The following is a 23,244-nucleotide window of genomic DNA, read 5'->3' as shown; positions in this document are numbered from 1 at the left end:
AGAGCCGGTGCTCCGGTTGACCTGCCCGTGGTGCGGGCCGCGCGACGAGACCGAGTTCCACTACGGCGGCCAGGCTCATGTGGCCCGGCCCGCCGACCCGGCGGCGCTCGACGACGAGGCGTGGGCCGCGTACCTCTTCTTCCGCGACAATCCGGCCGGGCCGTTCGCCGAGCGGTGGGCGCACAGCCTGGGCTGCCGCCGCTGGTTCCACGCCGTGCGGGACACCGTCAGCTACGCGGTGCTCGCCACCTACCGCCCCGATGAACCGCGGCCCGGCGCCGCCCGACCGGACGGAGAGGCCCGATGACCGGACGTCCCGACCAGCCCGCCCGGCTGCCGCACGGCGGCCGGACCGACCGCACCACCACCCTCCGCTTCACCCTCGACGGCCGGGAGCTGACCGGCCACCCGGGCGACACCGTGGCCTCCGCGCTGCTCGCCCACGGCCTGCCCGGCGCCGCCCCGTCCCTCTACCGCGGACGGCCGCGCGCCGTCATGGCCGCGGGCGTCGAGGAGCCGAACGCCCTGCTGCGGGTCGAGGGCCCCTGCGCGGAGAGCATGCTGCCCGCCACCACCGTCGAGCTGTACGACGGGCTGCGCGCCACCACTCTCTCCGGACGCGGCCGGCTCGACCCCACGCCCGACCCCGCGGTGTACGACAAGAAGTACGTGCACACCGACGTCCTGGTCATCGGCGGCGGACCGGCCGGCCTCGCCGCGGCGGCCGCCGCGGGCCGCGCCGGGGCCCGGGTGCTGCTCGTCGAGGACCGCCCGGAGACCGGCGGCGCGCTGCTCGCCGCCGCCCCCGGCGACGGCCCGGAAGCGGCCGCCCTGACCTGGGCCACCGCCACCCGCGCGGCGCTGGGGACGGAACCGGACGTACGCGTCCTGACCCGCACCTGCGCCTTCGGCGCGTACGACGGCAACTACGTGCTGGCGCTCCAGCGGCGCACCGATCACCTGGGGGCGGCGGCGCCCGCCGGGGTCTCCCGGCAGCGGCTGTGGCACATCCGGGCGCGTCAGGTGGTACTGGCGACCGGCGCCCACGAACGGCCGCTGGTCTTCGCCGGGAACGACCGGCCGGGCATCATGCTCGCCCACGCGGTACGCACCTACGTGCACCACTACGGGGTGCTGCCGGGCCGCCGCGCGGTGGTGGCGACCACCGGTGACAGCGCGTACGCCACCGCCGCCGCGCTGGCCGCGGCGGGCTGCGCGGTCACCGCCGTCGTCGACTCCCGGCCCGAACTGACCGCTGCGGCACGGGAGTTCCGCGACCGCACCGGGGTGCCGGTGCGCACCAGCAGCGCCGTGACCGCCGCCTCGGGTACCGAACGGATCGACGGGGTCACCGTCCGCCCGCTGGACGCGGCGGGGGCGCCCGCCGGGCCCGGCACGGCGCTGGCCTGCGATCTGCTGGCGGTCTCGGGCGGCTGGAGCCCGGTCGTCCATCTGCACTCCCAGCGGCAGGGCGCTCTGCGGTGGGACGCGGACCTCGCCGCCTTCGTGCCCGGCGCGGCGGTGGACGGACAGCACCTGGCCGGTGCGGTGCGCGGTACGTACGACACCGCCGGCTGCCTCGCCGAAGGCGCCCGCGCCGGGGCGCTGGCGGCGACCGCCGCGGGCTTCCCCGCCACCGTCCCGCCGCCGCACCGGCCGCAGGCCCCGGCACCTGTCCGGCCGCTCTGGCTGATCCCCGGCGACGAGGGCGATCCGGCCACCTGGGACACCCACTTCGTCGACCTCCAGCGGGACGTGACCGTCGCCGATCTGTACCGCGCCGCGGGCACCGGGATGCGCGGCGCCGAACACCTCAAGCGGTACACCTCGCTGGGCACCGCCAACGACCAGGGCCGGACGTCCGGCGTCGCCGCGCTCGGCGTCCTCGCCGCGCTGCGCGGCGAGGACTCCCCGGGCGCGCTGGGCACCACCACCTACCGGGCGCCGTACACCCCGGTCGCGTTCGCCGCACTGGCCGGGCGGGAGACCGGCGCGCTCTACGACCCCGCGCGCCGCACCGCGCTGCACGAGGGCCACCTCGCACGCGGCGCGGTCTTCGAGGACGTCGGCCAGTGGAAGCGGCCGCGTTACTACCCGCGGCCCGGTGAGGACATGGACGCGGCGGTGGCGCGCGAGTGCCGGGCCGCGCGGGAGGGCGTCGCCTTCATGGACGCCTCCACGCTCGGCAAGATCGAGATCCGGGGCGCGGACGCCGGGGAGTTCTTGAACCGCGTCTACACCAACGGCTTCAAGAAGCTGCGCCCCGGCTCCGCCCGCTACGGCGTGATGTGCGGGGAGGACGGCATGATCGTCGACGACGGCGTCACCCTCCGCCTCACCGACGACCGCTACTTCATGACCACGACCACCGGCAACGCCGCCGCCGTCCTCGACCAGCTGGAGGAATGGCTCCAGACCGAATGGCCCGAACTGGACGTCACCTGCGTCTCCGTCACCGAACAGTGGGCCACCGTCGCCGTCGTCGGCCCCCGCTCCCGCGACGTCGTCGCCCGCCTCGCCCCCGGACTCGACGTGAGCCGGGAAGCGTTCCCCTTCATGACGCTGCGCGAGACCGTCCTCGCCTCCGGCATCCCCGCCCGCATCTGCCGGATCTCCTTCTCCGGCGAACTCGCCTACGAGATCAACGTGCCGGCGTGGTACGGCCAGGCGGTGTGGGACCAGATCGAGGCGGCGGGCCGCCCCGAAGGCATCACGCCGTACGGGACGGAGGCGATGCACGTACTCCGCGCCGAGAAGGGCTTCCTCATCGTCGGCCAGGACACCGACGGCACCGTCACCCCGCTGGACGCCGGTATGGACTGGGTGGTCTCCCCGCACAAGGACTTCATCGGCAAACGGTCGCTGTCGCGCCCCGACACCGTCCGCGCGGACCGCCGGCAACTCGTCGCCCTAATCCCCGCCGACCGCCGCACCCGGCTGCCGGAGGGCACCCAGATCATCGACCGGGGCGTACCCCTGACCCCGTGGAACGGCCCCGTGCCGATGCTGGGCCACATCACGTCCGGCTACCACAGCCCCGCGCTCGGCCACCCGTTCGCGCTGGCCCTGATCGCGGGCGGACGCGCCCGGATCGGCGACGAGGTGGTCGCCGTCGTCGGCGACACCCCGGTACCCGTCGTGGTGTCCTCCCCCGTCCTGTACGACCCCGAAGGGACCAGGCGTGATGGCTGAACCGACCGCACCGGAACCCACCGCGCTGCGCCGCTCCCCGCTGGCGCATCTGACCGGCGCGCTGCGCGCCGCGACCGTCACCGGACCGCGCGCGGTGGCCCTGACCGAACTCCCCTGCCGGACGATGACCGCCCTGCGCGCCGCCCCCGACGGCCCGGCCGCCGACCGCCTCGCGCACGTGCTGGGCGCACCACTGCCCGCCCGGTGCGGGGATACGTCCCGCACCGGCCACGGCACCGCGCTCTGGCTGGGCCCCGACGAATGGCTGCTGGTCGCGGAGGACGGCGCCCCGGCGCCGCTCGCCGCCCTGGAAGCGGCGCTGGGCGACGCCCCCGGCCAGGTGCTGGACGTCTCCGCCCAACGCACCGTCCTGGAACTGCGCGGCCCCTCCTCCCGCGACGTCCTGGAGAAGGGCTGCGCCGTCGACCTCCACCCCCGCGCCTTCCCCCCGGGCCGGGCCGTGGCCACCGCCCTCGGCACCGTCCCGCTCCTCCTGTGGCACCCCGCCCCCGGCACCTACCGCCTGCTCCCCCGCTCCTCGTTCGCCGACCATCTGGCGCACTGGCTGATGGACGCGATGCGCGAGTACGGGCTGCCGGAGGTGGAGTGAGGGCGGGTCCGCCCGATGCGGGGCCGGCACCCCGGACGCGGCGTGCCGGCCCCCGCCGTCACTGCGTGAAGACGATCTCCGTCTCCGGGCCGAGTCCCAGATCGGGGCCGGTGCGGGGGGCCGGGGTCGTCAGCAGGATGTTGTAGTGGTTGGGGAAGTGGCAGGCGTCGAAGCCGAGGACGGTGGCGATGCGGCGGCCGTCGGCCCAGACGGTGTCGCCGCGGTCGAGGACGCCCCCGCACTCCAGCTCGACGAAGCCCAGGAAACCCACCCGGTCCACGGGGCCCTCGGCGGCGGTCCCGGTGTGGTCGGTGGTGACCAGTTCATGGACCTCGCCCGCCCGCACACAGCGGGAGGCGAACGGCTCCAGGGTCATCCCGCGGTCGTCCCGGCGGTGCGTGAGGACCTTCACCAGCCGTCCGCGCACCGCCCTCTTGGGGCCGTCCTCCGCGGGGTTCACGAGCGGACCTCCCGCCGGGTGCCGCGGGCGTAGGCGTCGGCGACGAGTTCCGCCGTCACCAGACCGTCCGGCGCCGTCGGGCCACCCGTCACCCCGGCCCGTACCGACCGGGTGAACTCCCGCAGCACGCCCTCGTACTCGTGCCAGAGCGAGCCTTTGAAGGCGGTGTGTCCGGCGAGCATGTCGGCGTGGTCGGTGCGGCCGTCGGCGAGGCGTACCTCGACGGTCTTCCGCTCGCCCGGGTACGACCAGTCCAGCACGATCCGGACGGCGGCCCCGGCGGGCGTGGCCAGTACAAGCCGCGCCGAGCGGTCCACGCCGTGGGCGTCGAGGTGCAGCTCCGCGCCGGTGACATGGACCTCGCCGAGGAGGAGGCGGGCCACGTCGAGGGCGTTGGGGCCGTTGTCGGCGAGGCAGCCGCCGCCGCAGCGCGCCGGGTCGAGGTACCAGCGGTCCCGCCCGGCGTGTTCCTCGATCAGCTCTTCGTACCGCACCGTCAGGGCGGTGACGGGTACGTCGCGGGGCAGCCGGTCGCGGAGGGCGAGCACCTCGGTGTTGTAGCGGCGGTGGAAGGAGGTGAAGAGCACGGCGCCCGTCTCCCCCGCGAGGGTCACCAGACGCCGGGCGTCCTCGGCGCTGTTGGCGAGCGGCTTCTCCACGCAGACCGAGCGCCCGGCGGCGAGCGCGTCGCGGCAGACGGGGAAGTGCAGGTCGTTGGGGACGTTGACGATGACGGCGTCCACCTCGGCGGTGGCCAGCAGTTCCCGGTGGCCGGTGTAGCGGGCGACGTGCGGCGGCAGGTCGCGGTGGGTGGAGGTGTCCGGGTCGCAGACCGCGACGAGATCCGCCTCCGGGGAGCGTTCGAGGGCGGCCAGGTAGAAGCGGGAGATGACGCCGAGCCCGATGATGCCGATCCGCAACGGGGTCATACGGCGCCTCCGGACACCACGGCGTCGGGGAACGGCAGTCCGGTGGCGTCCGCGACGGCGCGCAGTTCGGTGTGGAGCGCGGCGGACAGCGGGACACCGTGGGCGCGGCGTTCGCGGCTGCGGCGCTGTTCGTGCCAGCCCGGGTAGCGGACGGGCTCGTCCGGGTCGTGCGGCGGGCAGTCGAGCAACGCGCCGAAGAGGCCGGTGGCGGCGGTGGCGAAGGCGCCCGGGGAGCGCAGCGTGGCCGGGGCGACGGCGAGCAGGAAGTAGCCGACGTCGTCGTCCGGCCGGGCGGTCGGCTTCCGGCCCGCGACGGGCTGCGGGCCCACCCCGGCGCCGGGGACCAGCGCGGACAACACCTCGACCAGCAGCCCGAGCCCGAAGCCCTTGTGGACACCGCGCTCCGGGTCACCGCCCAGCCACCGCAGCTCGGCCTCGCCGCGGTCGTACGCCGCGGGGTCGGTGACGTCGCCTCCGGAGGCGTCGCTCAGCCAGCCGGGCGGGATCGTTTCGCCCGCGCGGGCGGCGGCCCGGATCCGCCCGGTGGGGACGACGCTGGTGCTCATGTCGAGGGTGAACGGCGGGTGGTCGCCGGCCGGGGAGGCGAGGGCGAGCGGGTTGGTGCCGAGCATCGGGGCGGCGCCGCCGGGCGGCGGGACGAGGCGCTGGTGGCCGCAGTTGGCGGCGGCGAGGCCGATCATGCCCTGCCCGACGGCGCGCAGCGCGTGGAACCCGGCGCAGCCGAAGTGGGTACCGCCGCGCACCGAGACCATGCCGATGCCGTGGGTGCGGGCCCGTTCGGCGGCGAGGTCCATCGCCTCGGCGGCGGCCCACAGTCCGAGGGCGCGGCGGGCGTCGAGGAGGACGGCGGCGCCGGTGTCGGTGACGGTCTCCGGTTCGGCCTGCGGATCGCAGCGCCCGGAGTCGAGGAGCGGGAGGTAGAGCCGGGCGAGGTTGGTCAGGCCGTGGGTGGTGAAGCCGGTGAGGTCGCCGTGGCACAGCGCCTCGGCGGCGGTGGCGGCCCGCCCGCCGGGCAGCCCCCGGGCGCGCAGCACACCGGTGGTGAAGGCGAGCAGCGCGTCGTACGGGACGCGGACCTCGGGGGCGGGGCCGGGAGCGGTGTCCGGGGCACGGCCGGTGGCCGGTGCGGCGGGGGTCGGGGGCATCGTGACGGGGTTCCTCTCGGGGTGTGGGCGGGACGGTCGGCGGGGCGCGGTGGGGTGGCTCCGGGGCGGGCCCGCCCGGTGGGGTTCCGGGGCGGGCGGCGCGGCGTTCATCCGGAGCGGGCGCGCCGCCGGGCGGTGAAGGCGGTCAGGACGCGGGCGATCTCCTCGGCGTAGCGGTCGAGGTCGGCGAGGTCGGCGAACTCACCGTCGGCGTGGGCGCGGTTGGCGCCGAGGTCGCCGGGGCCGAGGACGGCGGTGCAGCTTTCGGGGACGTCGGCCATCCAGATGGCGTCGCAGGTGAAGGCCGGTTCGGCGTCCGGCCAGCGGGTGAGTCCGGCGTCCTTGCCCAGCAGGTCGTCGGCGAGGGCGGTGCGGCTGTGCAGGGCGGGCAGTCCGCGTTTGTGCCAGCGGACGGAGGTGAGGGCGGCGGCGTCCTCGGCGGTGCGGGCGAGGGTGGGTTCGGCGGCGGCCGAGGCGCGGAAGGCGGCGATCCCCTCCCGTACGGCCGTGTGGAGCGCGGCTTCGGCGGCGCGGGCGGTGGCGCGGCTGCCGTAGGAGAGGTTCAGCAGCAGGCGGCCGGTGCCGTAGACCTTGTTGTGGCGGTCGCCGGTGTGGAGTCCGGCGACGCAGACGCCCGCGTCGGGGACCCGTCCCGGCAGGACGGTGGCGAGGTGGTGGGCGAGGTGGCCGAGGAGGGCGGTGGCGTTGTGTCCGGCGGCCGGGCAGTCGTCGACCGCGTCGACGCCGTCGACCTGGACACAGGCGGTCATCGCGGCGGTGGCGCGCGGCAGGTAGCGGTGCCGGGTCGGTTCGCAGAAGAGGTTGAGCGCGCCGGTCAGGCCCTCGCGGACCAGCGGCCGGGTGCCGTAGGTGCCCATGGCGCCGCCCTCCTCGCCCGCGACCGCCTGGACGAGGACGGCGGTGTCGGTGCCGACGGCGGGGTCGCGGGCCATGGCCGCGCGGATACCGGCGAGGAGGGCGACGGCCGGGCCCTTGGCGTCGATGGCGCCGCGGCCGTGGAAGCGGGCGCCGTCGAAGGTGGCGGGCCACCAGCCGCCGACGGTGTCGAGGTGGACGTTGAACATGACGGTGTCCGCGCGCGGCAGCGGCGGCCCCAGCCGCAGGACGAGCGAGGGCTGGCAGGCGAGGAAGTCGGGGCGCCCGGCGGCGGCCTCGCGGACGGTCAGCGGCACGTCGTCCCGGTCGAGTTCGTCCAGGTGCGGCGCGGCGTGGCGCACGGTGGCGAGGCCGAGCGGGGCGGCCGCCGCGGCGTAGGCGCGTCCGGCGTCCCAGAGGCGGACGCCGGTGGTGTCGCCGTCGGTCTCCAGCGGCCCGGCGGTGGGCGTATCGAGGAGGCGGAGCAGCAGGTCGCGGTCGGCGGGGCCGAGGCGGGCGGGTGCGGTCACGGGTGGCCGCCCGCTTCCGCCGGCGCCACGCGGACCTCGCGCTCCACGAGGCGTTCCAGGGCCCGGCCGTACGCGGTGAACGCGGCGATACCGTCCAGCTCGCGGTGGTCGGTGCCGTCGTGCGGGCGCAGCCGGGTGTGCGGCTCGATGGACCAGGTGCCCTGCCAGCCGCGGCGGGCGAGGGTGGCGAGGCAGGCGGCGACGCCGGACTGTCCGTGGCCGGGGAGGGTGTAGACGATGTCGCCGTCCGGTCCGGCGGTGGCGTCCTTGACGTGGACGTGGGCGACGTGGTCGGCGACGGCGTCGAGGAGGGTGGGGGCGTCGTAGCCGTGCGGAACGCCGTTGCCGATGTCGAACAGCAGGCGCAGTGCGGGGCTGTCGACGTGGTCGAGGAGGGCGAGCATCCGGTCGGCGCGGGTCCCGGCCCAGCCGTGGCAGTTCTCGTGGAGCAGGACGAGACCGTGGTCCTCGGCGAGGCGGGTGAGGGTGGTCAGCCGGTCGAGGACGCGGCGGCGCCATTCGTCGTCGGCCAGTCCGCCGTCGGGGTAGGACATCACGCGGACGTGGCGGGTGCCGAGGGTGGCGCAGCGGGCGGCGAGGGTGCGCAGCTCGTCGAGGTCCTGGGCGAATGGGCCGGTGGCCGGGCGGCTCCAGTTGGCGATCCGGGAGTCGACGCAGACGACGTCGGTACCGGTGTCGGCGAGACGCGCGGCGAGGACGTCGAAGGCGGCGGGGGTCAGGTCGGCGAGGGCGGTGCCGTCGACGGAGCGGAGTTCGACGGCGTGCCAGCCCAGGCCGTGGACCGCGGCGAGCTGCCCTTCGGCGTCGGCCGCCGCCTCGTCGCCGATGCCCGCGTAGCGGATGCCGGGCGCGGCCCATCCGGTGCCCGGGCCCGGCTGCGGGTGGGGGGTGCGTCGGGCGGACTCAGCCGGCATGTCCGGCCACCTCTTTCCGGTCGGTGGTACGGGTGGGTCGTGACGGAACCGCGGCGGCCAACTGCCGTGCGTCATCGAGGAGTTCGACGGTGCGGATGTGGAGGCCGAGATCGCCGGGACCGCCGCGGAGGGCGGCCGTGTCCGGGGCGGCGCGGCCCGCGGCGTGGCGGTAGGCGCGGATCAGGCAGCGGGTGAGGGCGTCGTCGGGGAGCAGTTCCCGGGTGACGGTCGCGGGGCCGGCGCCGGACCGGTCGTCGATACGGAGCTGGGCGATGTCGTCGTCCTCACTGACCGGATAGTCGCCGGTCAGCCGGGCGCGGTCGGTCTCGATGACGATGCGGCGGCGGCGGACGGGCGAGGTGAGGTCGGAGTGGACCTCGCTGCGGGCGCCGGTGGTGTGGGCCAGGCGCAGCCGGGCGGCGCCCATGCGGGGGGCGACGGCGTCGCCGAGGCGGACATCGCTCCAGGAGGCGTCCTCGGTGCGGGCGTCGCCGAGCAGCCGCAGCAGCACCCCGACGGCGTGCGGGACCTCGACCTCGAAGGCGCTGCCGTGGCCGGTGGTGGTCAGGGAGCGGCGGAAACGCGGTTTGTGCTGGGTGACGCCGATGTGCCGGACGGGCCCGAGGCGACCGTCGCCGAGGAGGGCGGCGAGGCGGTCGGTCAGCGCACTGTGCAGCCAGGGGGCGACGACGGTGACGTCCAGGTGGTGGCGGTCGACGGCGGCGCGTACCCGGTGGAGCGCGGCGCGGTCGGCGGCCAGCGGCTTCTCGACGACGAGGCGGCGGAAGCCGAGCGCCGCGACCTCTTCCAGGACGCCGTCGCGGACGGCGGGCGGGGTGCAGAGGTGGACGACGGTCCGCTCGGGGTCGAGGAGGCGGCGGGCCTCGCGGAGGTCGGCGGCGAGGGTGAGCCCGTCCGGGGCGGTGGGTGTCCGGCCCGGGTCCACGCCCACGACCGGCCCGGCGGCGAAGAGACCGGGCTCGGCTCCGCGGGCGCGCAGCAGGACCGGCAGGTGAAGCCCCGTTCCGGACCTGCCGAGCCCGACGAGCAGGGTGCGCAGCACGGTGGGTGTGCCTCCTTCGTGTGTTTCGCGTGTTCCGGCCGGACGGGCGCCGGGGCGCCCGGAGCCGTTCCCTTTTCCGGCGATCGCCGTTTTCCTGGTAAGTCCCGGCTCCCCCTCCTTTTTCCCGGCGAAATTCAGCCAGGATCCGAATGGCGGGATACCTCCGCCCCGGAAGGCCGAAGGCTCATATCCGCACCGGCATCCGCACCGCATCAGCCGGTTCATCGGACGGAAAGGAAAGCGTGTTGTCACTCCATGACGAGCGGTCACGTTACCTCTCCCCCGCACCCGCGACTCCCCTCATCGGAATAATTGATCACATTCGACGAAGGGCGATCAAAAAAGCCGGACGGTGACCACACGCGGGCACATTAAGAATGATCACGAGCGAGCCTGAACGCTTTCATCAATCCGAGTGAACACCTCTTCTCGAAGCCCCTTCGAACGATTCCGCTCATTTAAGGTTGTGCCGAAAATCGGGGGATCGTACGGGGGTTCCTGCGAGCAACGCAGCGTGAGGAGAAATGGTGGAAAGACTGGCCGTGATCGGTCTCGGTTACACAGGGCTCCCGCTGGCGCGCGAAGCCTGCGCCGCGGGAATGCAGGTCACCGGGGTGGATACGAATCCGGCCGTGCCGGCGACGCTGGAATCCGGCCGCTCACCGCTGCCGGATCTCACCGAAGCCGATATCGCGGCGATGCGCACCGCCGGCTTCCACGCCACCACCGACCCCGGCGTCCTCGCCGAGGCGTCCGTCGCCGTCCTCTGCGTCCCGACGCCGCTGGACGACGCGGGCGGGCCGGATCTGACGCATGTACGGGACGCCGCGCGGGCGCTGGGCGCACATCTGAAACCGGGCACACTCGTCATTTTGGAATCCACGTCGTTCCCCGGCACCACGGACGGTCCGGTCCGCGCGATTCTGGAGGAATCCTCCGGCCTCACCGCCGGCCCGGATTTCTCCCTCGCCTTCTCACCCGAGCGCATCGATCCCGGAAATGAACACTTCGGCGTCCGCAACACCCCGCGCGTGGTCGGCGGTCACACCCCGGCCTGTACGGAAGCCGCCGTCGCCTTCTTCCAGAAATTGTGCGACCGCGTGGTACGGGCCTCTTCCGCCCGCGAGGCGGAACTGTCCAAATTGCTGGAGAACGTCTACCGCAGCGTCAATATCGCCCTGGTCAACGAAATCGCGGTGACCGCCCGCGCCTGGGGAATCGATGTCTCGAACGCCATCGACTGCGCGAGCAGCAAACCCTTCGGTTTCCAGGAATTCCGGCCTGGCCCCGGCGTGGGCGGCCACTGCATTCCCGTCGACCCCGCCTATCTGACGCACTGGGCGCGCGAGATCGGCTCCCCGCTGCCGCTGGTCGAGCTGGCCCAACGCATCAATTCCGCCATGCCGTCCCATGTCGTCCACCGCGCCGGGCAGCTCCTGAACGGCGCCGGGAAGGAATTGGCCGGCTCCCGCGTCCTGCTCGTCGGTGTGACGTACAAGCGCGACAGCCGCGACCTGCGGTCCACGCCCGCCGCGCCGCTCGCCCGGCTGCTGGACGAAGCCGGGGCCCGGGTGACGTACCACGATCCGCTCGCCGACGGCTGGTCCCCGGACGGCACGGCCGTCCCCGCCGCACCGGATCTGCGCCGGGCCGCGACGGAGGCCGACCTGACCATCCTGCTCCAGGACCACCGGGTGATCCCCGTCGACGAGCTGCCGCGGTGGGCGCCGCTGCTGCTCGACACCCGCGACCGGCTCCGCGGCACCACCGCGCAGCCCCTCTGAGCCCGCCGCGCCGAGCCGGCCGTACGAGGTGGGCCGGTGTCACGTCCACCGGCCGGTGCCCAGCGGTTCCGCGTCACGCGGACGCACCAGACGGCGCAGTTCGAGGCGGCGCACCTTGCCCGTCTCGGTGCGCGGGATCTCCCCCCACTCCCGTACCAACGGCTCCGCCATCGCCGGCAGATCGCGTACCGCCGCGGCCCACGCCTCCGGGTCGAGCGTGCCGTCGGCGGTCACCAGCACCGGCAGCAGCTCCGGACCCGGGACGCCCAGGACGGTGCATTCGACGACGTCGGCGAGCCGGTCCTCGATCACGTCCTCCAGCTCCACACAGCTCGCCCCGGGGACGGTGTCGACCTCCCGGTCGGTGAGGATCAGGCTGCCGCCGCGGGTGAGCACCCCGAGGTCACCGGTGTTCCACCACGGGCCGTCGGCCTTCGCCTCCCAGCGCTCCGGCTCACCGGCGTACCCCACGCACCGCGCCTTGGTACGGACGAGGATCAGCCCGGGGCGGCCCCGGCCCACCGGACGCAGCGTCTTCGGGTCGACGACCCGCAGCCGGGTCCGTCCGGGCACCGGCCGCCCCAGGTCGCGGGTGGTGGGGTGGCGGTCCCCGCTGCGCTCCAGGGACTTACGGGTCAGCAGCCGGAAGGTCAGCGGGCCGGTCTCGGTCTGGCCCCAGCCCTGCAGCCAGCGCGGATTGCGGTGCCGCGAGGCCGCCAGGAAACCGCGGACGGTCGGCGGGTGGACGGCGTCGAAGGTACTGATGTAGAGCCGGACGTCCCGGAAGGCGTCGCTCCGGCGGGCGGCCAGCTCCCGCCAGGTGACGAAGGTGCCCGGGGCCGCCTCCAGCGTGGTGGGCGGGGTGCGCAGCAGTGTCCGCTCCGCCGTCTCCGGGTCGTGGTCGGCGAGGAGGACGACGGCGCGCGGCTCCAGGTGCAGCACGCTGATCGACCAGGGCACGGCCCGGCCGTGGGTGAACGGGTCGGCACTCGCCACCGTGTCGGAGCGGCGGCTGGCGAGCACCGGGACGCGGTGGCACTCGAAGTGGGCGAGGCGGTGGACCATCGTCCGCGTCGAGTGCTCCACCAGCTTCGGCAGCCCGGTCGTCCCGGAGGTGTGGTGGATGACCATGGTGTCGTCCACCGCGCGCGTGACGACCGGCGGGGCGGTGTGCCCGTCGACGTCGTCGGGCGTGAGGACCTCCCCGGCGGCGGGGCCGTCGTACGGCACTCCGCCGACGAGAAGGGTGCGCGCGGCGCAGGCGGTGAGGTCGGTGCCGGGGCGGGCGGTGAGGGTGGTGGCCGTGGTGACCAGCAGCGCCGGGTCGATCCGTCGCAGCAGGTCGCGGAGGGCGTCACCGCGCAGCCGCGGGGAGAGCAGCGCCGGGACGGCGCCGAGGCGGGACGCGGCGCAGGCCAGCAGCACGGTGTCCCAGTGGTTGGGCTTGACGACGGCCACGCGGTCGCCGGCGCGGACGCCCGCGGCGGCCAGCCGGGCGGCGGTCTGCCGCACCAGGTCGGCGAGTTGCCCGATGCCGTACTCCGCCGGTCCCTCCGGTGCCAGGTCGAAGGGGCGGCTGAGGTGGACGGCGGTGCGGCTGCCGCGGTCGGCCAGGACGTCGAAGAGGGTGCCGAGGGCGGGGGGCTTCACGGTGCCGGATGTCCCTTCCGGGAGGTGTCGGAGGCGGGGCGCCGTCCGTGGACGGTGACCATCACCTGGGAGAGCCAGCAGTGGACGGGGTCGGTCAGCTCCACCTGGGCGCGGGCGAGCCGTTCCTCGGTGACGGTGCCGCGGGCGAGCATCGCGGGCGTCAGATGCTCCAGCCACAGCGCGAACCAGCGCGCCGCGTCACTGCCGCCGCGCACCACCGCCGAACGTCCTTCGGCGACGATGTCCACCAGCCCGGCGTCGGTGGCGAGTTGGACGTCGAGCAGCCCGCAGCGCGGGTGGTAGCCGGACGCGCACATCACCTCGTAGGCGGCGCGTTTGACGTCGCTGAGGAAATCACCGTGCGCGGGGTGGCTGAAGAGCGAGGCGGTGTCGGTGTCCTCCAGGACGAGGTGGCCGCCGGGCTTGAGGGCGCGGTACAGCCGGTCCACGGCCTGCCGCCGGTCGCCGACGTGCTGGAGGACGAGGCGGGCGTGGATGAGGTCGAAGTGCGCCTCGGGCAGCTCGTCGGTGACGACGTCGTGACGGTGGACGGTCACACCGCGGCCGGTCAGCCACTTCAGGCGCTCGGTGTCGAGGTCGGCGGCGACCACCTCGCCGGTCGGTCCGGTCCGGTCGGCCAGCCAGGCGGCGATGGAGCCGCGCCCGGCGCCGATCTCCAGACAGGACCAGCCGGCGCCGACGCCGGCGGCGGCGAGCCGTTCCCGGGTGCCCGGGTCCCAGAGCGCCTCCCCCAGGGCGAGACGTTCCTCCTCGCGGGCGAAGGCGGTGGCGAAGACATAGCGGTCGGCGGAGGTCACCGGCGCGCTCCTTCCGTGGCGAAGGCGCAGACCGCGTCGGCGATGTGCTCGACCTGCGCGTCCGTCAGATGCGGGTACACCGGCAGGGCGAGCTGGCGCTCCGCGGCGCGCTCGGCGTGCGGCCAGCGCCGTCCGGCCGGGGCGTACGGGGCGAAGGCCGGCTGGTGCGGCAGCGGCTGCGGGTAGTAGACGTGCGAGGCCACGCCCTGCTCGGCGAGGTGGTCGCGGAGGGCGTCGCGCCGCTCGGCGAGGAGCGAGTAGACGTAGTAGCAGCGGCCGTTGCGGCCGGGCGGCGGGGGCAGCACCCCGGCGTCGCGCAGCGGGGTGAAACGCTCGGTGTAGTAGGCGGCGATGTGGGCGCGGCGCTCCAGGCGGGTGGCGAGTCCGGGCAGCCGGTGCAGTTGGAAGGCGGCGAGGATCTCGTCGAAGCGGCTGTTGAGGCCCAGACGCTGGTGGACGAAGCGCGGGCCCTCCTGGCCGTGGTTGCGCAGGGCCCGCACGGTGCGGGCGAGCGCCGGGTCCGAGGTGAGGACCGCGCCGCCCTCCCCCGCCGTGCCGAACGTCTTGACCTGCACGAACGAGAAGACCCCGGCATCGCCCCAGGTGCCCGCGGGGCGGCCGTCGAGGACGCCGCCCTGGGCGACGGCGGAGTCCTCGACGAGGCGGACGCCGCGTTCGTCGGCGAGCTTGCGCAGCGCCGGCATGTCGGCCATCACGGAGAACATGTGGGCGGGCATCAGCGCCTTGGTACGGCCGGTGACGGCGTCGGCCATCGCCTGCGGGTCGGCCACCATCGTCCACGGGTCGATATCGGCGAAGACCGGGGTGGCGCCCAGGCCCGCGACGGTGTTGGCGAGCGGCGCGCAGCCGTAGGCGGGGACGACGACCTCGTCGCCGGGGCCGATGTCCATGGCCCGCAGCACGAGGGTGAGGGCGGAGGTGCCGCTGGAGCAGGCGATGGCGTCGCCCGCGCCGTACGTGGTGCGCAGCGCGTCCTCGAATGTGGCGGTGCGGGTGCCGAGGATGAACTTCTGGTCGGGTGCGGTGCCGATCTCGTGGACGAGGCCGATGAGGGCCTCGCGGTCCTGCTCGAAGAGGTCCGGCGGGAAGAAGGGGATCAACGGGCGGCCCTTCCGGTGGCGAAGCGGTGGATGAGGTCGCAGACGCGGTCGACGTCGTCGGTGCCCAGGTCCGGGTAGAGCGGCAGCGCGACGGTCCGCTCACAGGCCCGCTCGGCGTGCGGGAACTGCCCCCGCCGGTATCCGAGCCCGGCGAAGCAGGGCTGGAGGTGGAGCGGGACCGGGTAGTACGTCTCGGTGCCGACGCCGTGCTCGGCGAGGTAGGAGACGAGGGCGTCGCGGCGCTCCACCTCGATCAGATAGACGTAGAAGACCGGCTCGGTGGGGACCGCGTGCGTCACGAGGGTGGGCAGGCGGAGTACGCCGGGGGTGTCGCGGAGCCGTTCGGTGTAGGCGGCGGCGAGGGCGGCGCGGCGGCGGATGTCCTCGGCGAGGGAGGGGAGTTTGCCGAGGAGGACGGCGGCCTGGAGGTCGTCCATCTTGCTGTTGACGCCGATGAGGTCGGTGGGGCGGTTGATGCCCGGGAAGTGGCCGAGAGTGCGGCCGTGGCGTCCGTGGTGGCGCAACGCCGCGACGGTTTCGGCGAGTTGCGGGTCATCGGTGAGGAAGGCCCCGGCGTCGCCGAGCGCGCCGAGGGTCTTGGTGGGGAAGAAGGAGAGCACGCCGCCGGCGCCGAGGAGCCCGGCGTGCACACCGCCCCAGCGCATGCCGATCGCCTCGGCGCTGTCCTCCAGGACGGTCAGGCCGTGCCGTTCGGCGACGCCGGTCAGGCCCGCCATGTCGGCCATCTGGCAGAAGAGGTGCACCGGCATCAGCATCCGGGTGCGGTCGGTGACGGCGGCCTCCGCGGCGGCGGGGTCGAGGCCGTAGCCGACGGGGTCGATGTCGGCGAAGACGGGGGTGCCGCCGGCGAGGGCGACGGAGGAGGCGGTGGCCATGAAGCTGAAGGCGGGGACGACGACCTCGTCGCCGGGGCGCAGACCGCAGGCGCGCAGGGCGAGGACGAGGGCGTCGGTGCCGCTGTTGACGCCGACGGCGAAGCGGGCACCGGTCCAGGCGGCCAACGCCTGCTCGAACCGGCCCACTTGACTGCCGTGGGAGTACTTGCCGTCGTCGGCCACCTCGGTGAGGCGGTCGCGGATGGCGGGCCAGCGCTCCTCGAAGGAGCGGGCGTGGGTGAAGAAGGGCACCGGGCGGGGCGGCGCCCCGGTGCGGCCGGTTGCGGTGTGGTGGTCCATGGGTCCTCGGGGTCGGTGCCGGCGGGGCGGGCCGGCGGCGGGAAAGGGCCGGGCCCCGCACCCGTCGGCAAAGGTGCGGGGCCCGGGGCGGGTCACAGCAGGGCGACGTCGAGTTCACCCGCGTGGTACTTGTGCACGGCCTGGACGAGTTCCTCGACGGTCAGCACGCCGTCGCCGTCGGCGTCGATGGCCGCGAACGCCGTGTCGGCGGTCTCCTCGGGGCTGCCGATCGCGCGGATCCAGGAGCGGAACTCCTTGGGATCGACCTTGCCGTCACCGTCGGTGTCGCAGAGCCCGACGATGGAGCTGATGGTCGGGCGCAGCACCTCGTTGAAGCCTTCCGCACCGCGGTCGAGGACCTGACGCCCGGCCAGCTCGCCGAACTGGCCGAAGTCGAGCGAGCCGCCTTCCTCGATCCCGGCGTGGCCGGCGAGGTAGTCCCACATACCGAGGTAGGCGCCGAGTACCGCCTTGCCCTTCTCCGAGGACGGCTCGGTCTCGAAGGCCCGGAGGATGCGCTGGGCCTCCTCGTTCCAGTCGCTGCGGTCGATGCGGCCGTCGCCGTCCCGGTCCCAGAGCTGGAACCGGCGCTGGAGTCGCTCTTGCTGTACGGCGTTGGTCATGAGGTTCTTCCTTCTCAAGGGAGGGTCATTGATAGGGGACGGAGGCCCGCACGGCCGTGCCGTGCTCGCCCCCGCCGCGGGCCGGAGCCCACAGGAGGTACAGCGCGACGACGACCGGCAGTACGAGCGTGATCAACTGCGCGACGACGTCGGCGAGGGAGAACATCCCGAGGTGGTGCAGGTGGAAAAAGAGGTGCGGCACGGAGAAGACGAGCTGGGCCAGCGCCGCGGCCCGTACGAGCTGCGGGTGCGGCGACCGGGCGGCGCAGAGCAGTACCGCCGCCAGCGCCACCACGAGCGAGCCGAAGTCCCGGACCAGATGCTCGTTGTACGGGGCGAACACGGCGACCCAATGCCTGCCCGGCAGCGGGAAGTTCCGGAAGAAACTGTGGGGCAGCAGAAGCGCCCACACGCCCGGAACCCCCTGGGCCAGGGCCGACAGGATCAGCACCGCCCGTGTCCGTGCCGTCCGCGGGCCACCACGGCCCACGCGCGGTGCGGGCCGGAAGGACCGGACCGCACCGCGGGCCGGAAACACCACCCAGGTCAGGCGCCGAGCAGCGGGGCGTCCAGGTCACCGGCGTGGTAGCGACCCACCGCGTGGACGATCTCCTGGACGGAGAGCTGACCGTCGCCGTTGGCGTCGACGGCCTGGAAGGCGGCGTCGGCGTCGGTGTCGGCGTTGATGGCCTTCAGCCACTTCGCGAACTCGGGCGGGCTGATCTGGCCGTCACCGTCGGTGTCGGCCAGGTGGACCATCGCGTGGATGCTGGGCTGCAGGACGCGGGCGAAGCCGGCCGGCCCCTCGGCGAGCACCTGCTCCTCGGCCACCTGAAGGAACTGCTCCTTCGACAGCGTGTCACCGGCGCCGGCCTTCTCGCTGAGGTAGTCGAAGAGCGTCGGGTAGGCGTGCAGCAGAAGCTGGGCGCGGGGCGATTCGGTGGACTCGCCGAACGCCTCGACGATGCGGCGCGCCTCGTTCTCCAGGTCCGCGCGGCTGATCTGGCCGTCGCCGTCGGTGTCGTAGAGGGCGAAGCGCTGCTGGAGGCGGTCCTGCTGCAGGTCCTTGTTGGGCATGACACTCCTTGAGGAATGAGTGACGGGCGGAATGTGCGACGAAGGGCGTCGGAAATGCGGCCGCATAAGAATTGCGCGGACAACTTGCGTCACAGGCATGGCTGACGCAAGGGAGGGTGTCGTGGATACGCACGACGCCTCGGGGAAACCCACCGCTCTCACGGCGCTTCGTGCAGTCCAAGAATGTCCCAGCGGGGCCGAGGTATGCACCGGATGGAGCAAGGACGATCCGTACGAGTGACGCCGGCACCCGTTTCCCGCCACCGCCGCTTACCTGGGCAGATGGGTTGGAGAAACGTTCCGAACAGGGCGCGGGGAGATGCCCGGGGCGTCTGGGGGTCGGCCGCGTGGCGCGGTCCGTTCCCGGCCGCGCCTTGAAAGCGATCACCTGATCTGATGAACATGCGCAACTGGCCTCTCAGTGGGTTCAGGACGTCTCATACGGTCACTCCCGATTGATATTCGGCGGGCCGTTTTCGAGGCCCGCCGTGACCACGGAGAGTTCTGTGACCCACGAATCCCATGGCGCCGTAGCGATTGCGCCACCCGTCTCCTCGGGGAAATTCGCCGCCTATTGCAGACTGGCCAAACTCGACATCTTCGACTATTACCTCAGCCTCGCCGTGGCATGGAGCCTGCTGGCCGCACCGCTGCGGGCGGACTCCACCGCCCTCGCGGTGCTCGCGCTCTTCGGCCTCGGGATGCTCTGCCTCGTCGCCGCGATGACCACGTTCGACGATGTGACGGGGTTGCGTGACGGCAGCGACGCGGCCAACTACGGCCCCGACGCGCCGCTGCGCAAGCTCCGCCGCAAGCCCCTGCTGGCCGGCACGCTCACCGAGCGGGAGGCGATCCGCTTCGGCTGGTCCACCGCCGCCGGGTGTGTGGTGCTGTGGGGCGCGGCCGTCGCCCTCGCCCCGCACGCGCCGTGGTGGGCGGTGCTGACCGCCGCGCTGTGCCTGGTCACCTCGGTGCAGTACTCCTACGGCCTGAAGATCAGCTACCACGGGTGGCAGGAGATCTTCATGGTCGCCCTGGGCCTGGGCCTGGTCGTGGCCCCGTACGGGCTGCTCGCCGGGCACGCCACCGGCTTCGCGCTGGTGCAGGGGACGCTGTTCGGCCTCGGACCGATGCTGTTCGGCGTCTACTCCAACACCAACGACCGGGCGGGCGACGCCGCCGTGGGCCGTCCGACGGTGGCCGTACTGACCACCGAGCGCGGCAACAAGGTCTTCATCGGCGCGGTCTCCGCCCTGGAGAGTGTGCTGATCGCGGCGGCGACCGTCACCGGTCTGGCGCCGTGGTGGTTCCCGCTGGCGATGCTGCCGGTCATCGCGCTGCGCGCCACGCAGTTCGTCACGGGCGTGGTCCGCGGCCGGATCCTGACGGCCCGCAAGCTCGGCACGTACACCCACCGCGTCTCGGTCGTGGCGCTGGTCGTCACCAATGTGCTGCTCACCGCGGCGGCCGGCGGTGGGGTGTGAGCACCGCCCATGACGTCGTGGTCGTCGGAGCGGGGATAGCGGGCCTGGCCGCCGCGGACACACTCCGGCGGGCGGGCCGCTCGGTCACGGTGCTGGAGGCGTCCGACGCCGTCGGCGGACGGATGCGCTCCCACCGGGTGGACGGCTATGTCATGGACACCGGCGCCGAGTTGCTCTCCACCGCCGGGTACGACGCGACATGGCGGCTGATCCGCCGCGCCGGGCTGGGGCCGGCCGACACCACCCGGATCCCGGACCCCGTCGCGGCCTGGCGGGACGGCCGGGCGCACCGCCATGTCGGGGCATCGCGCGCGCTGCTCAGCGGCGGCGGCCTCTCGCTCCGCGGACGCGCCGCCCTGGCCCGCTTCCTGACGACGGAGAGCCGCCGCCGGGGCGCGTACGACCCGGATCTGCCCGAGCGCACCCCGCTGGGCACCCTGACGCTGGCGGAGTACGCCCGCGGGTACCGGCCCGAGCTGCACGACTTCCTGTTCCAGCCGATCGCCGGGTGCTTCTTCGGGTGGGACACCGCGCGCTCCGCCGCCGCGCCGTTCGTCACCAACATGCTGGCCTGCGGCTCCACCACCCGCTGGCGCAGTTACACCGACGGTATGGACACCCTCGCCCGCCGGCTGGCGCGTACCTCCGACGTGACGACCGGCTGCGCCGTCCGCGAGGTGATCTCGGCCGCGGGCCATGCCCGGGTCGTCACGGACACCGGCACGCTCACCGCCCGCGCGGTGCTGCTGTGCGTCCCGGCGCCGGTGGCGCTGCGGTTGCACGTCAACGCCCCGGAGGAGGAGGTCCCGTACCTCGCCGCGTGCGGCTACGTCCCGCGGCTGAAGGTGAGTTACACGCTCGACCGGCCGCTGGCGCCGCGGTCGGGTGAGTCGGCGTACTGCGTACTGCTGCCGGCGGCCGGGGAGCCGGAGCTGGCCGGTCTGATGATGGAGCACAACAAGGGGGCCGGCCGGGCTCCGGAGGGCCGTGGTCTGGTGTCGCTGATGGCGGCGCCCGCGGTCGCCCGGGAGCTGGTGGACGCGCCCGAGGGCGAGATCCTGGCCCGGCTCGGGGACGCCGCCGCCCGCTATCTGCCGGAGCTGCGCGCCGCCACGCTGCGCACCTTCGTGCACCGCTGGCCGCACGGCATCCCGGAGGCCACCCCGCGGGCGCTGGCCCACCGCGACGCGTTCCTCGGCCGTGCCGCCGCGCCCGTCGAGTACGCGGGCGACTGGCTGATGCTCCGCCCCAGCAGCGAAGGGGCCGTGCGGTCGGCCGAGTTGGCGGCGGCGCGGGTCCTGTCGCGGCTGCCGCGCACCGCGCCCGCGCTGCCGGGCCGCTCCGGCACCCGCTGATCCGTCGTGTGCCCGCCGCTCCGGCCCGGGGCGGGCGGACGGCGCACGCCACCGGGCCGGATGCCCCGTCCGCCGCGCGGTTCCCGCCGGCCGGACGCCACCGTCACCATGTGAGGGACCTTCATGACGAGCACCGTCGAAGCGAACATCGGCGAAGACAACCCGGTCATCCGCAGCGCCTACGAGCAGCAGCTCCAGACCTACTGGGATACCAAGACCACCGACGACATCAACCTGCTCCTCGGCGCGGAGGACGGGCTCTACCACCACCACTACGGCGTCGGCGGCTACGACCCCGCCGTGCTCGCCGCCCCGCCCGAGCAGCGCGAGGCGCTGATCCTGCGGGAGATGCACCGTATGGAGAACGCCGAGACGGAGCTGATCCTGGACGCGCTGGGCGATATCCCGGCCTCGGCGCGCGGGATGGACGCCGGTTCGGGGCGCGGCGGCACCTCGTTCATGATCGCCGAGCGGTTCGGCTGCCGGATGGACGGGGTGAACTTCTGCGCCCACCACATCGCGTTCGCGGAGCGCGTCGCCAAGGAGCGCGGCTGGGACGACCGGGTGCGGTTCCATTACGCGAACATGCTCCAGACGCCGTTCGCCGACCGTTCCCTCGATTTCATCGTCAGCAACGAGACGACGATGTACGTCGATCTGCACGACCTCTTCGCGGAGTTCGCCCGGCTGCTGCGGCCCGGCGGCCGGTACGTCTGTGTCACCTGGTGCCGCAACGAGACGGTCGCGGACCGCTCCGACGCCTCCCGCCGGATCGACGAGCACTACGTGAGCCGGATGCACCGGCGCGGTACGTACTTCGAGGCGATGGCGGCCAACGGGCTGGTGCCGTACCACGTGGGGCGGCACACCGCCGAGGCGATCCCCTACTGGGAGCTGCGTGATCACTCGGAGCGGCGGACCGGTGTGGAGAAGCCGTTCCTGGAGGGTTACCGGGAGGGCAGCATGGACTATCTGGTGATCGGGTGTGAGCGGGTGCGCTGACCCGGTCCGGCCGGTGGGCCGGGCCCGTTCCGACCGGCGTCGTCGCGTTGTGCGGCGGCGCCGGTCGGCGTGCGTGACCGGGTGACAGGGGGCCGCGCGTTGACAGCGGCTGGGCGGATGTCCGTTAATGGGCGCCGGTGGCGCGTGGCACCGGCCGAAGAGCAGTGGGCCGGCCGGTGGCCGGGCGTGCACCCCGATCGTGAGGGGCCTGCCGTGAGCATGTACTCCGCGCCCTGTCCGTGACGTCAGTACCGCCGCCGGTCGGCGCCGTTCCGCGGTGTCCGCCGTGCGGCGGCTGCGCGCGCTGTTTCTTCCTCCGTCGCGACGTGTCCGTGCGGGCCGTGCCCCGTGCCGGCGCGCCGCGTTCCCGGCCGGCCGTCCCGTCTGCGTTCCGGGGCGTCCGGTCTCCGTCACCGCGGCCTGAGCCGCCCACCACTCCCCGGAGTCACACCCGTATGTCCTCGTCCTTCAACCTGTCCGTCATCGAGGAGTTCCGCGCCCACGGCGGGCGGGTCGGTGGTCCCTTCGCAGGGGCCGATCTGCTGTTGCTGACCACCACCGGCGCCCGCTCGGGTCTGCCCCGGACGACGCCGCTCGGCTATGTCCGGCACGGCGGCGCGCTCCTGGTCGTCGGCTCGAACATGGGCGCGCCGCGCCATCCGGCCTGGTACCGCAATCTGCTGGCCCGTCCCCTCGTCCGGGTCGAGCTGGGCGCCGACGCGTTCGAGGCGCTGGGGGTGCCTGCCGAGGGGGCGCGGCGGGCGGAGCTGTTCCGGGAGGTGGTGCGGGTGGCTCCCGGGTACGGGGATTACCAGGCGGCCACCGCGCGGGAGTTGCCGGTGGTGGAGCTGGCGGCGGCGGAGCCCGACGGCTGGGCCGGGCCGCGGGAGGTCCGCACGCTTGCCGACAAGATTCTTCAGGTGCACGCCTGGCTGCGCGGGCAGTTGCGGCAGGTGACGGCGGAGACGGAGGCGTATTTCGCGGCGCGGGACGCGCACCGCGGGGAGGGTGCGCCGCCGGCGCCGGGGCTCGGGTTGCAGATCCGGCAGCGGTGTCTGGCGTTCTGCCAGACGCTGCGGTTCCATCACGACGGTGAGGACGGCCATGTCTTCCCGGTCATGGCCGGGCACCATCCGGAGCTGGCGGAGGTGTTCGCGCGGCTGGGTGCGGAGCACCGGGTGATCGCCGGGGTGCAGGAGCGACTGGCGGCGCTGCTGGCGGGCGCCGGGGTGGCCGAGCCGGAGCGGTTCCGTGTCGAACTGCGGCGGATGTCGGCACAGTTGCTGGCCCACCTCGCGTACGAGGAGGAGACGGTCGTGCCGCTGCTGGCGGAGGTGCCGTGGCCGCCGCCGGGCGGGGAGGGGTGACGGCCC

At 74.1% G+C, this 23,244-nt stretch carries 21 protein-coding genes; 8 read left to right on the top strand and 13 right to left on the bottom strand.

What is annotated here, in order from left to right; genetic code table 11:
• Positions 1-7: 7 nt before the first annotated feature.
• The 3 genes from ACGH2B_RS28530 to ACGH2B_RS28520 are packed head-to-tail and all read left to right on the top strand — an operon-like array spanning position 8 to position 3,802.
• The gene (locus ACGH2B_RS28530) at positions 8-307 is read left to right on the top strand and encodes a sarcosine oxidase subunit delta (RefSeq protein WP_399096023.1); all 300 of its coding nucleotides are present in this window, start codon (positions 8-10) and stop codon (positions 305-307) included.
• The gene (locus tag ACGH2B_RS28525) at positions 304-3,192 is read left to right on the top strand and encodes an FAD-dependent oxidoreductase (RefSeq protein WP_399096020.1); all 2,889 of its coding nucleotides are present in this window, start codon (positions 304-306) and stop codon (positions 3,190-3,192) included. The genes ACGH2B_RS28530 and ACGH2B_RS28525 overlap by 4 nt, the downstream gene beginning before the upstream one ends.
• Complete coding sequence (locus ACGH2B_RS28520; RefSeq protein ID WP_399096017.1) at positions 3,185-3,802, top strand: sarcosine oxidase subunit gamma; 618 nt, start codon at positions 3,185-3,187, stop codon at positions 3,800-3,802. Before ACGH2B_RS28525 ends, ACGH2B_RS28520 begins: the two co-directional genes overlap by 8 nt.
• A 58-nt stretch (positions 3,803-3,860) precedes the next feature.
• Here ACGH2B_RS28520 and ACGH2B_RS28515 read toward each other — a convergent pair whose 3' ends face one another.
• The 6 genes from ACGH2B_RS28515 to ACGH2B_RS28490 form a co-directional block, all read right to left on the bottom strand.
• Complete coding sequence (locus ACGH2B_RS28515) at positions 3,861-4,262, bottom strand: DUF6917 domain-containing protein (protein WP_399096014.1); 402 nt, start codon at positions 4,260-4,262, stop codon at positions 3,861-3,863.
• Positions 4,259-5,191: a Gfo/Idh/MocA family protein gene (locus ACGH2B_RS28510; protein WP_399096011.1), complete on the bottom strand. Its 933-nt coding sequence runs from the start codon at positions 5,189-5,191 to the stop codon at positions 4,259-4,261. The genes ACGH2B_RS28515 and ACGH2B_RS28510 overlap by 4 nt, the downstream gene beginning before the upstream one ends.
• Positions 5,188-6,357 carry an Ldh family oxidoreductase gene (locus tag ACGH2B_RS28505; RefSeq protein ID WP_399096008.1) on the bottom strand — a complete coding sequence of 390 codons (1,170 nt, stop codon included), beginning with the start codon at positions 6,355-6,357 and terminating at the stop codon, positions 5,188-5,190. The genes ACGH2B_RS28510 and ACGH2B_RS28505 overlap by 4 nt, the downstream gene beginning before the upstream one ends.
• A gap of 107 nt (positions 6,358-6,464) precedes the next feature.
• Positions 6,465-7,763, bottom strand: coding sequence for a M20/M25/M40 family metallo-hydrolase (locus tag ACGH2B_RS28500; protein ID WP_399096005.1), 1,299 nt, complete (start codon positions 7,761-7,763; stop codon positions 6,465-6,467).
• Entirely contained in the window at positions 7,760-8,698 is a 939-nt protein-coding gene (locus tag ACGH2B_RS28495) for a sugar phosphate isomerase/epimerase family protein (protein WP_399096002.1), read from the bottom strand. Before ACGH2B_RS28495 ends, ACGH2B_RS28500 begins: the two co-directional genes overlap by 4 nt.
• Positions 8,688-9,761 (bottom strand): hypothetical protein, encoded by a 1,074-nt coding sequence (locus ACGH2B_RS28490; RefSeq protein ID WP_399095999.1) that lies wholly within the window; start codon positions 9,759-9,761, stop codon positions 8,688-8,690. Before ACGH2B_RS28490 ends, ACGH2B_RS28495 begins: the two co-directional genes overlap by 11 nt.
• A gap of 524 nt (positions 9,762-10,285) precedes the next feature.
• Between ACGH2B_RS28490 and ACGH2B_RS28485 the strand changes: the two genes are divergently transcribed.
• Entirely contained in the window at positions 10,286-11,545 is a 1,260-nt protein-coding gene (locus ACGH2B_RS28485; protein WP_399095996.1) for a nucleotide sugar dehydrogenase, read from the top strand.
• A gap of 39 nt (positions 11,546-11,584) precedes the next feature.
• Here ACGH2B_RS28485 and ACGH2B_RS28480 read toward each other — a convergent pair whose 3' ends face one another.
• The 7 genes from ACGH2B_RS28480 to ACGH2B_RS28450 all read right to left on the bottom strand — a co-directional run bounded on the left by ACGH2B_RS28480 (position 11,585) and on the right by ACGH2B_RS28450 (position 18,030).
• Complete coding sequence (locus ACGH2B_RS28480) at positions 11,585-13,195, bottom strand: class I adenylate-forming enzyme family protein (RefSeq protein ID WP_399095993.1); 1,611 nt, start codon at positions 13,193-13,195, stop codon at positions 11,585-11,587.
• Positions 13,192-14,013: a class I SAM-dependent methyltransferase gene (locus ACGH2B_RS28475; RefSeq protein WP_399095990.1), complete on the bottom strand. Its 822-nt coding sequence runs from the start codon at positions 14,011-14,013 to the stop codon at positions 13,192-13,194. The genes ACGH2B_RS28480 and ACGH2B_RS28475 overlap by 4 nt, the downstream gene beginning before the upstream one ends.
• A complete protein-coding gene (locus tag ACGH2B_RS28470) occupies positions 14,010-15,134 on the bottom strand; it encodes a DegT/DnrJ/EryC1/StrS family aminotransferase (protein WP_399095987.1) in 1,125 nt (374 codons plus the stop codon). Before ACGH2B_RS28470 ends, ACGH2B_RS28475 begins: the two co-directional genes overlap by 4 nt.
• On the bottom strand, positions 15,131-16,330 hold the full coding sequence (locus tag ACGH2B_RS28465) for a DegT/DnrJ/EryC1/StrS family aminotransferase (RefSeq protein WP_399095984.1): 1,200 nt from the start codon (positions 16,328-16,330) through the stop codon (positions 15,131-15,133). The genes ACGH2B_RS28470 and ACGH2B_RS28465 overlap by 4 nt, the downstream gene beginning before the upstream one ends.
• A gap of 92 nt (positions 16,331-16,422) precedes the next feature.
• Positions 16,423-16,953, bottom strand: coding sequence for an EF-hand domain-containing protein (locus ACGH2B_RS28460; RefSeq protein ID WP_399095981.1), 531 nt, complete (start codon positions 16,951-16,953; stop codon positions 16,423-16,425).
• A 25-nt stretch (positions 16,954-16,978) separates the two neighbouring features.
• Positions 16,979-17,404, bottom strand: a complete 426-nt coding sequence (locus ACGH2B_RS28455) for a hypothetical protein (protein WP_399095978.1) — start codon at positions 17,402-17,404, stop codon at positions 16,979-16,981.
• Positions 17,405-17,499: 95 nt separating this feature from the next.
• A complete protein-coding gene (locus tag ACGH2B_RS28450; RefSeq protein ID WP_399095975.1) occupies positions 17,500-18,030 on the bottom strand; it encodes an EF-hand domain-containing protein in 531 nt (176 codons plus the stop codon).
• Between the two features lie 506 nt (positions 18,031-18,536).
• On the opposite strand from ACGH2B_RS28450, the gene ACGH2B_RS28445 reads away from it, so the two are divergent.
• The 4 genes from ACGH2B_RS28445 to ACGH2B_RS28430 all read left to right on the top strand — a co-directional run bounded on the left by ACGH2B_RS28445 (position 18,537) and on the right by ACGH2B_RS28430 (position 23,238).
• Positions 18,537-19,514, top strand: a complete 978-nt coding sequence (locus tag ACGH2B_RS28445; RefSeq protein ID WP_399095972.1) for a UbiA family prenyltransferase — start codon at positions 18,537-18,539, stop codon at positions 19,512-19,514.
• On the top strand, positions 19,511-20,869 hold the full coding sequence (locus ACGH2B_RS28440) for an NAD(P)/FAD-dependent oxidoreductase (RefSeq protein WP_399095969.1): 1,359 nt from the start codon (positions 19,511-19,513) through the stop codon (positions 20,867-20,869). Before ACGH2B_RS28445 ends, ACGH2B_RS28440 begins: the two co-directional genes overlap by 4 nt.
• A 123-nt stretch (positions 20,870-20,992) precedes the next feature.
• Positions 20,993-21,871 (top strand): SAM-dependent methyltransferase, encoded by an 879-nt coding sequence (locus ACGH2B_RS28435; RefSeq protein ID WP_399095966.1) that lies wholly within the window; start codon positions 20,993-20,995, stop codon positions 21,869-21,871.
• 455 nt (positions 21,872-22,326) lie between these two features.
• The gene (locus tag ACGH2B_RS28430; protein ID WP_399095963.1) at positions 22,327-23,238 is read left to right on the top strand and encodes a nitroreductase/quinone reductase family protein; all 912 of its coding nucleotides are present in this window, start codon (positions 22,327-22,329) and stop codon (positions 23,236-23,238) included.
• Positions 23,239-23,244 lie beyond the last annotated feature (6 nt).

The organism is Streptomyces sp. BBFR2, assembly GCF_044497305.1.
In the GTDB taxonomy this organism is placed as follows: Bacteria; Actinomycetota; Actinomycetes; order Streptomycetales; family Streptomycetaceae; genus Streptomyces.
The sequence above is the reverse complement of the archived record's forward strand: the minus strand, read 5'-3'. Positions and strand labels throughout refer to the sequence as shown.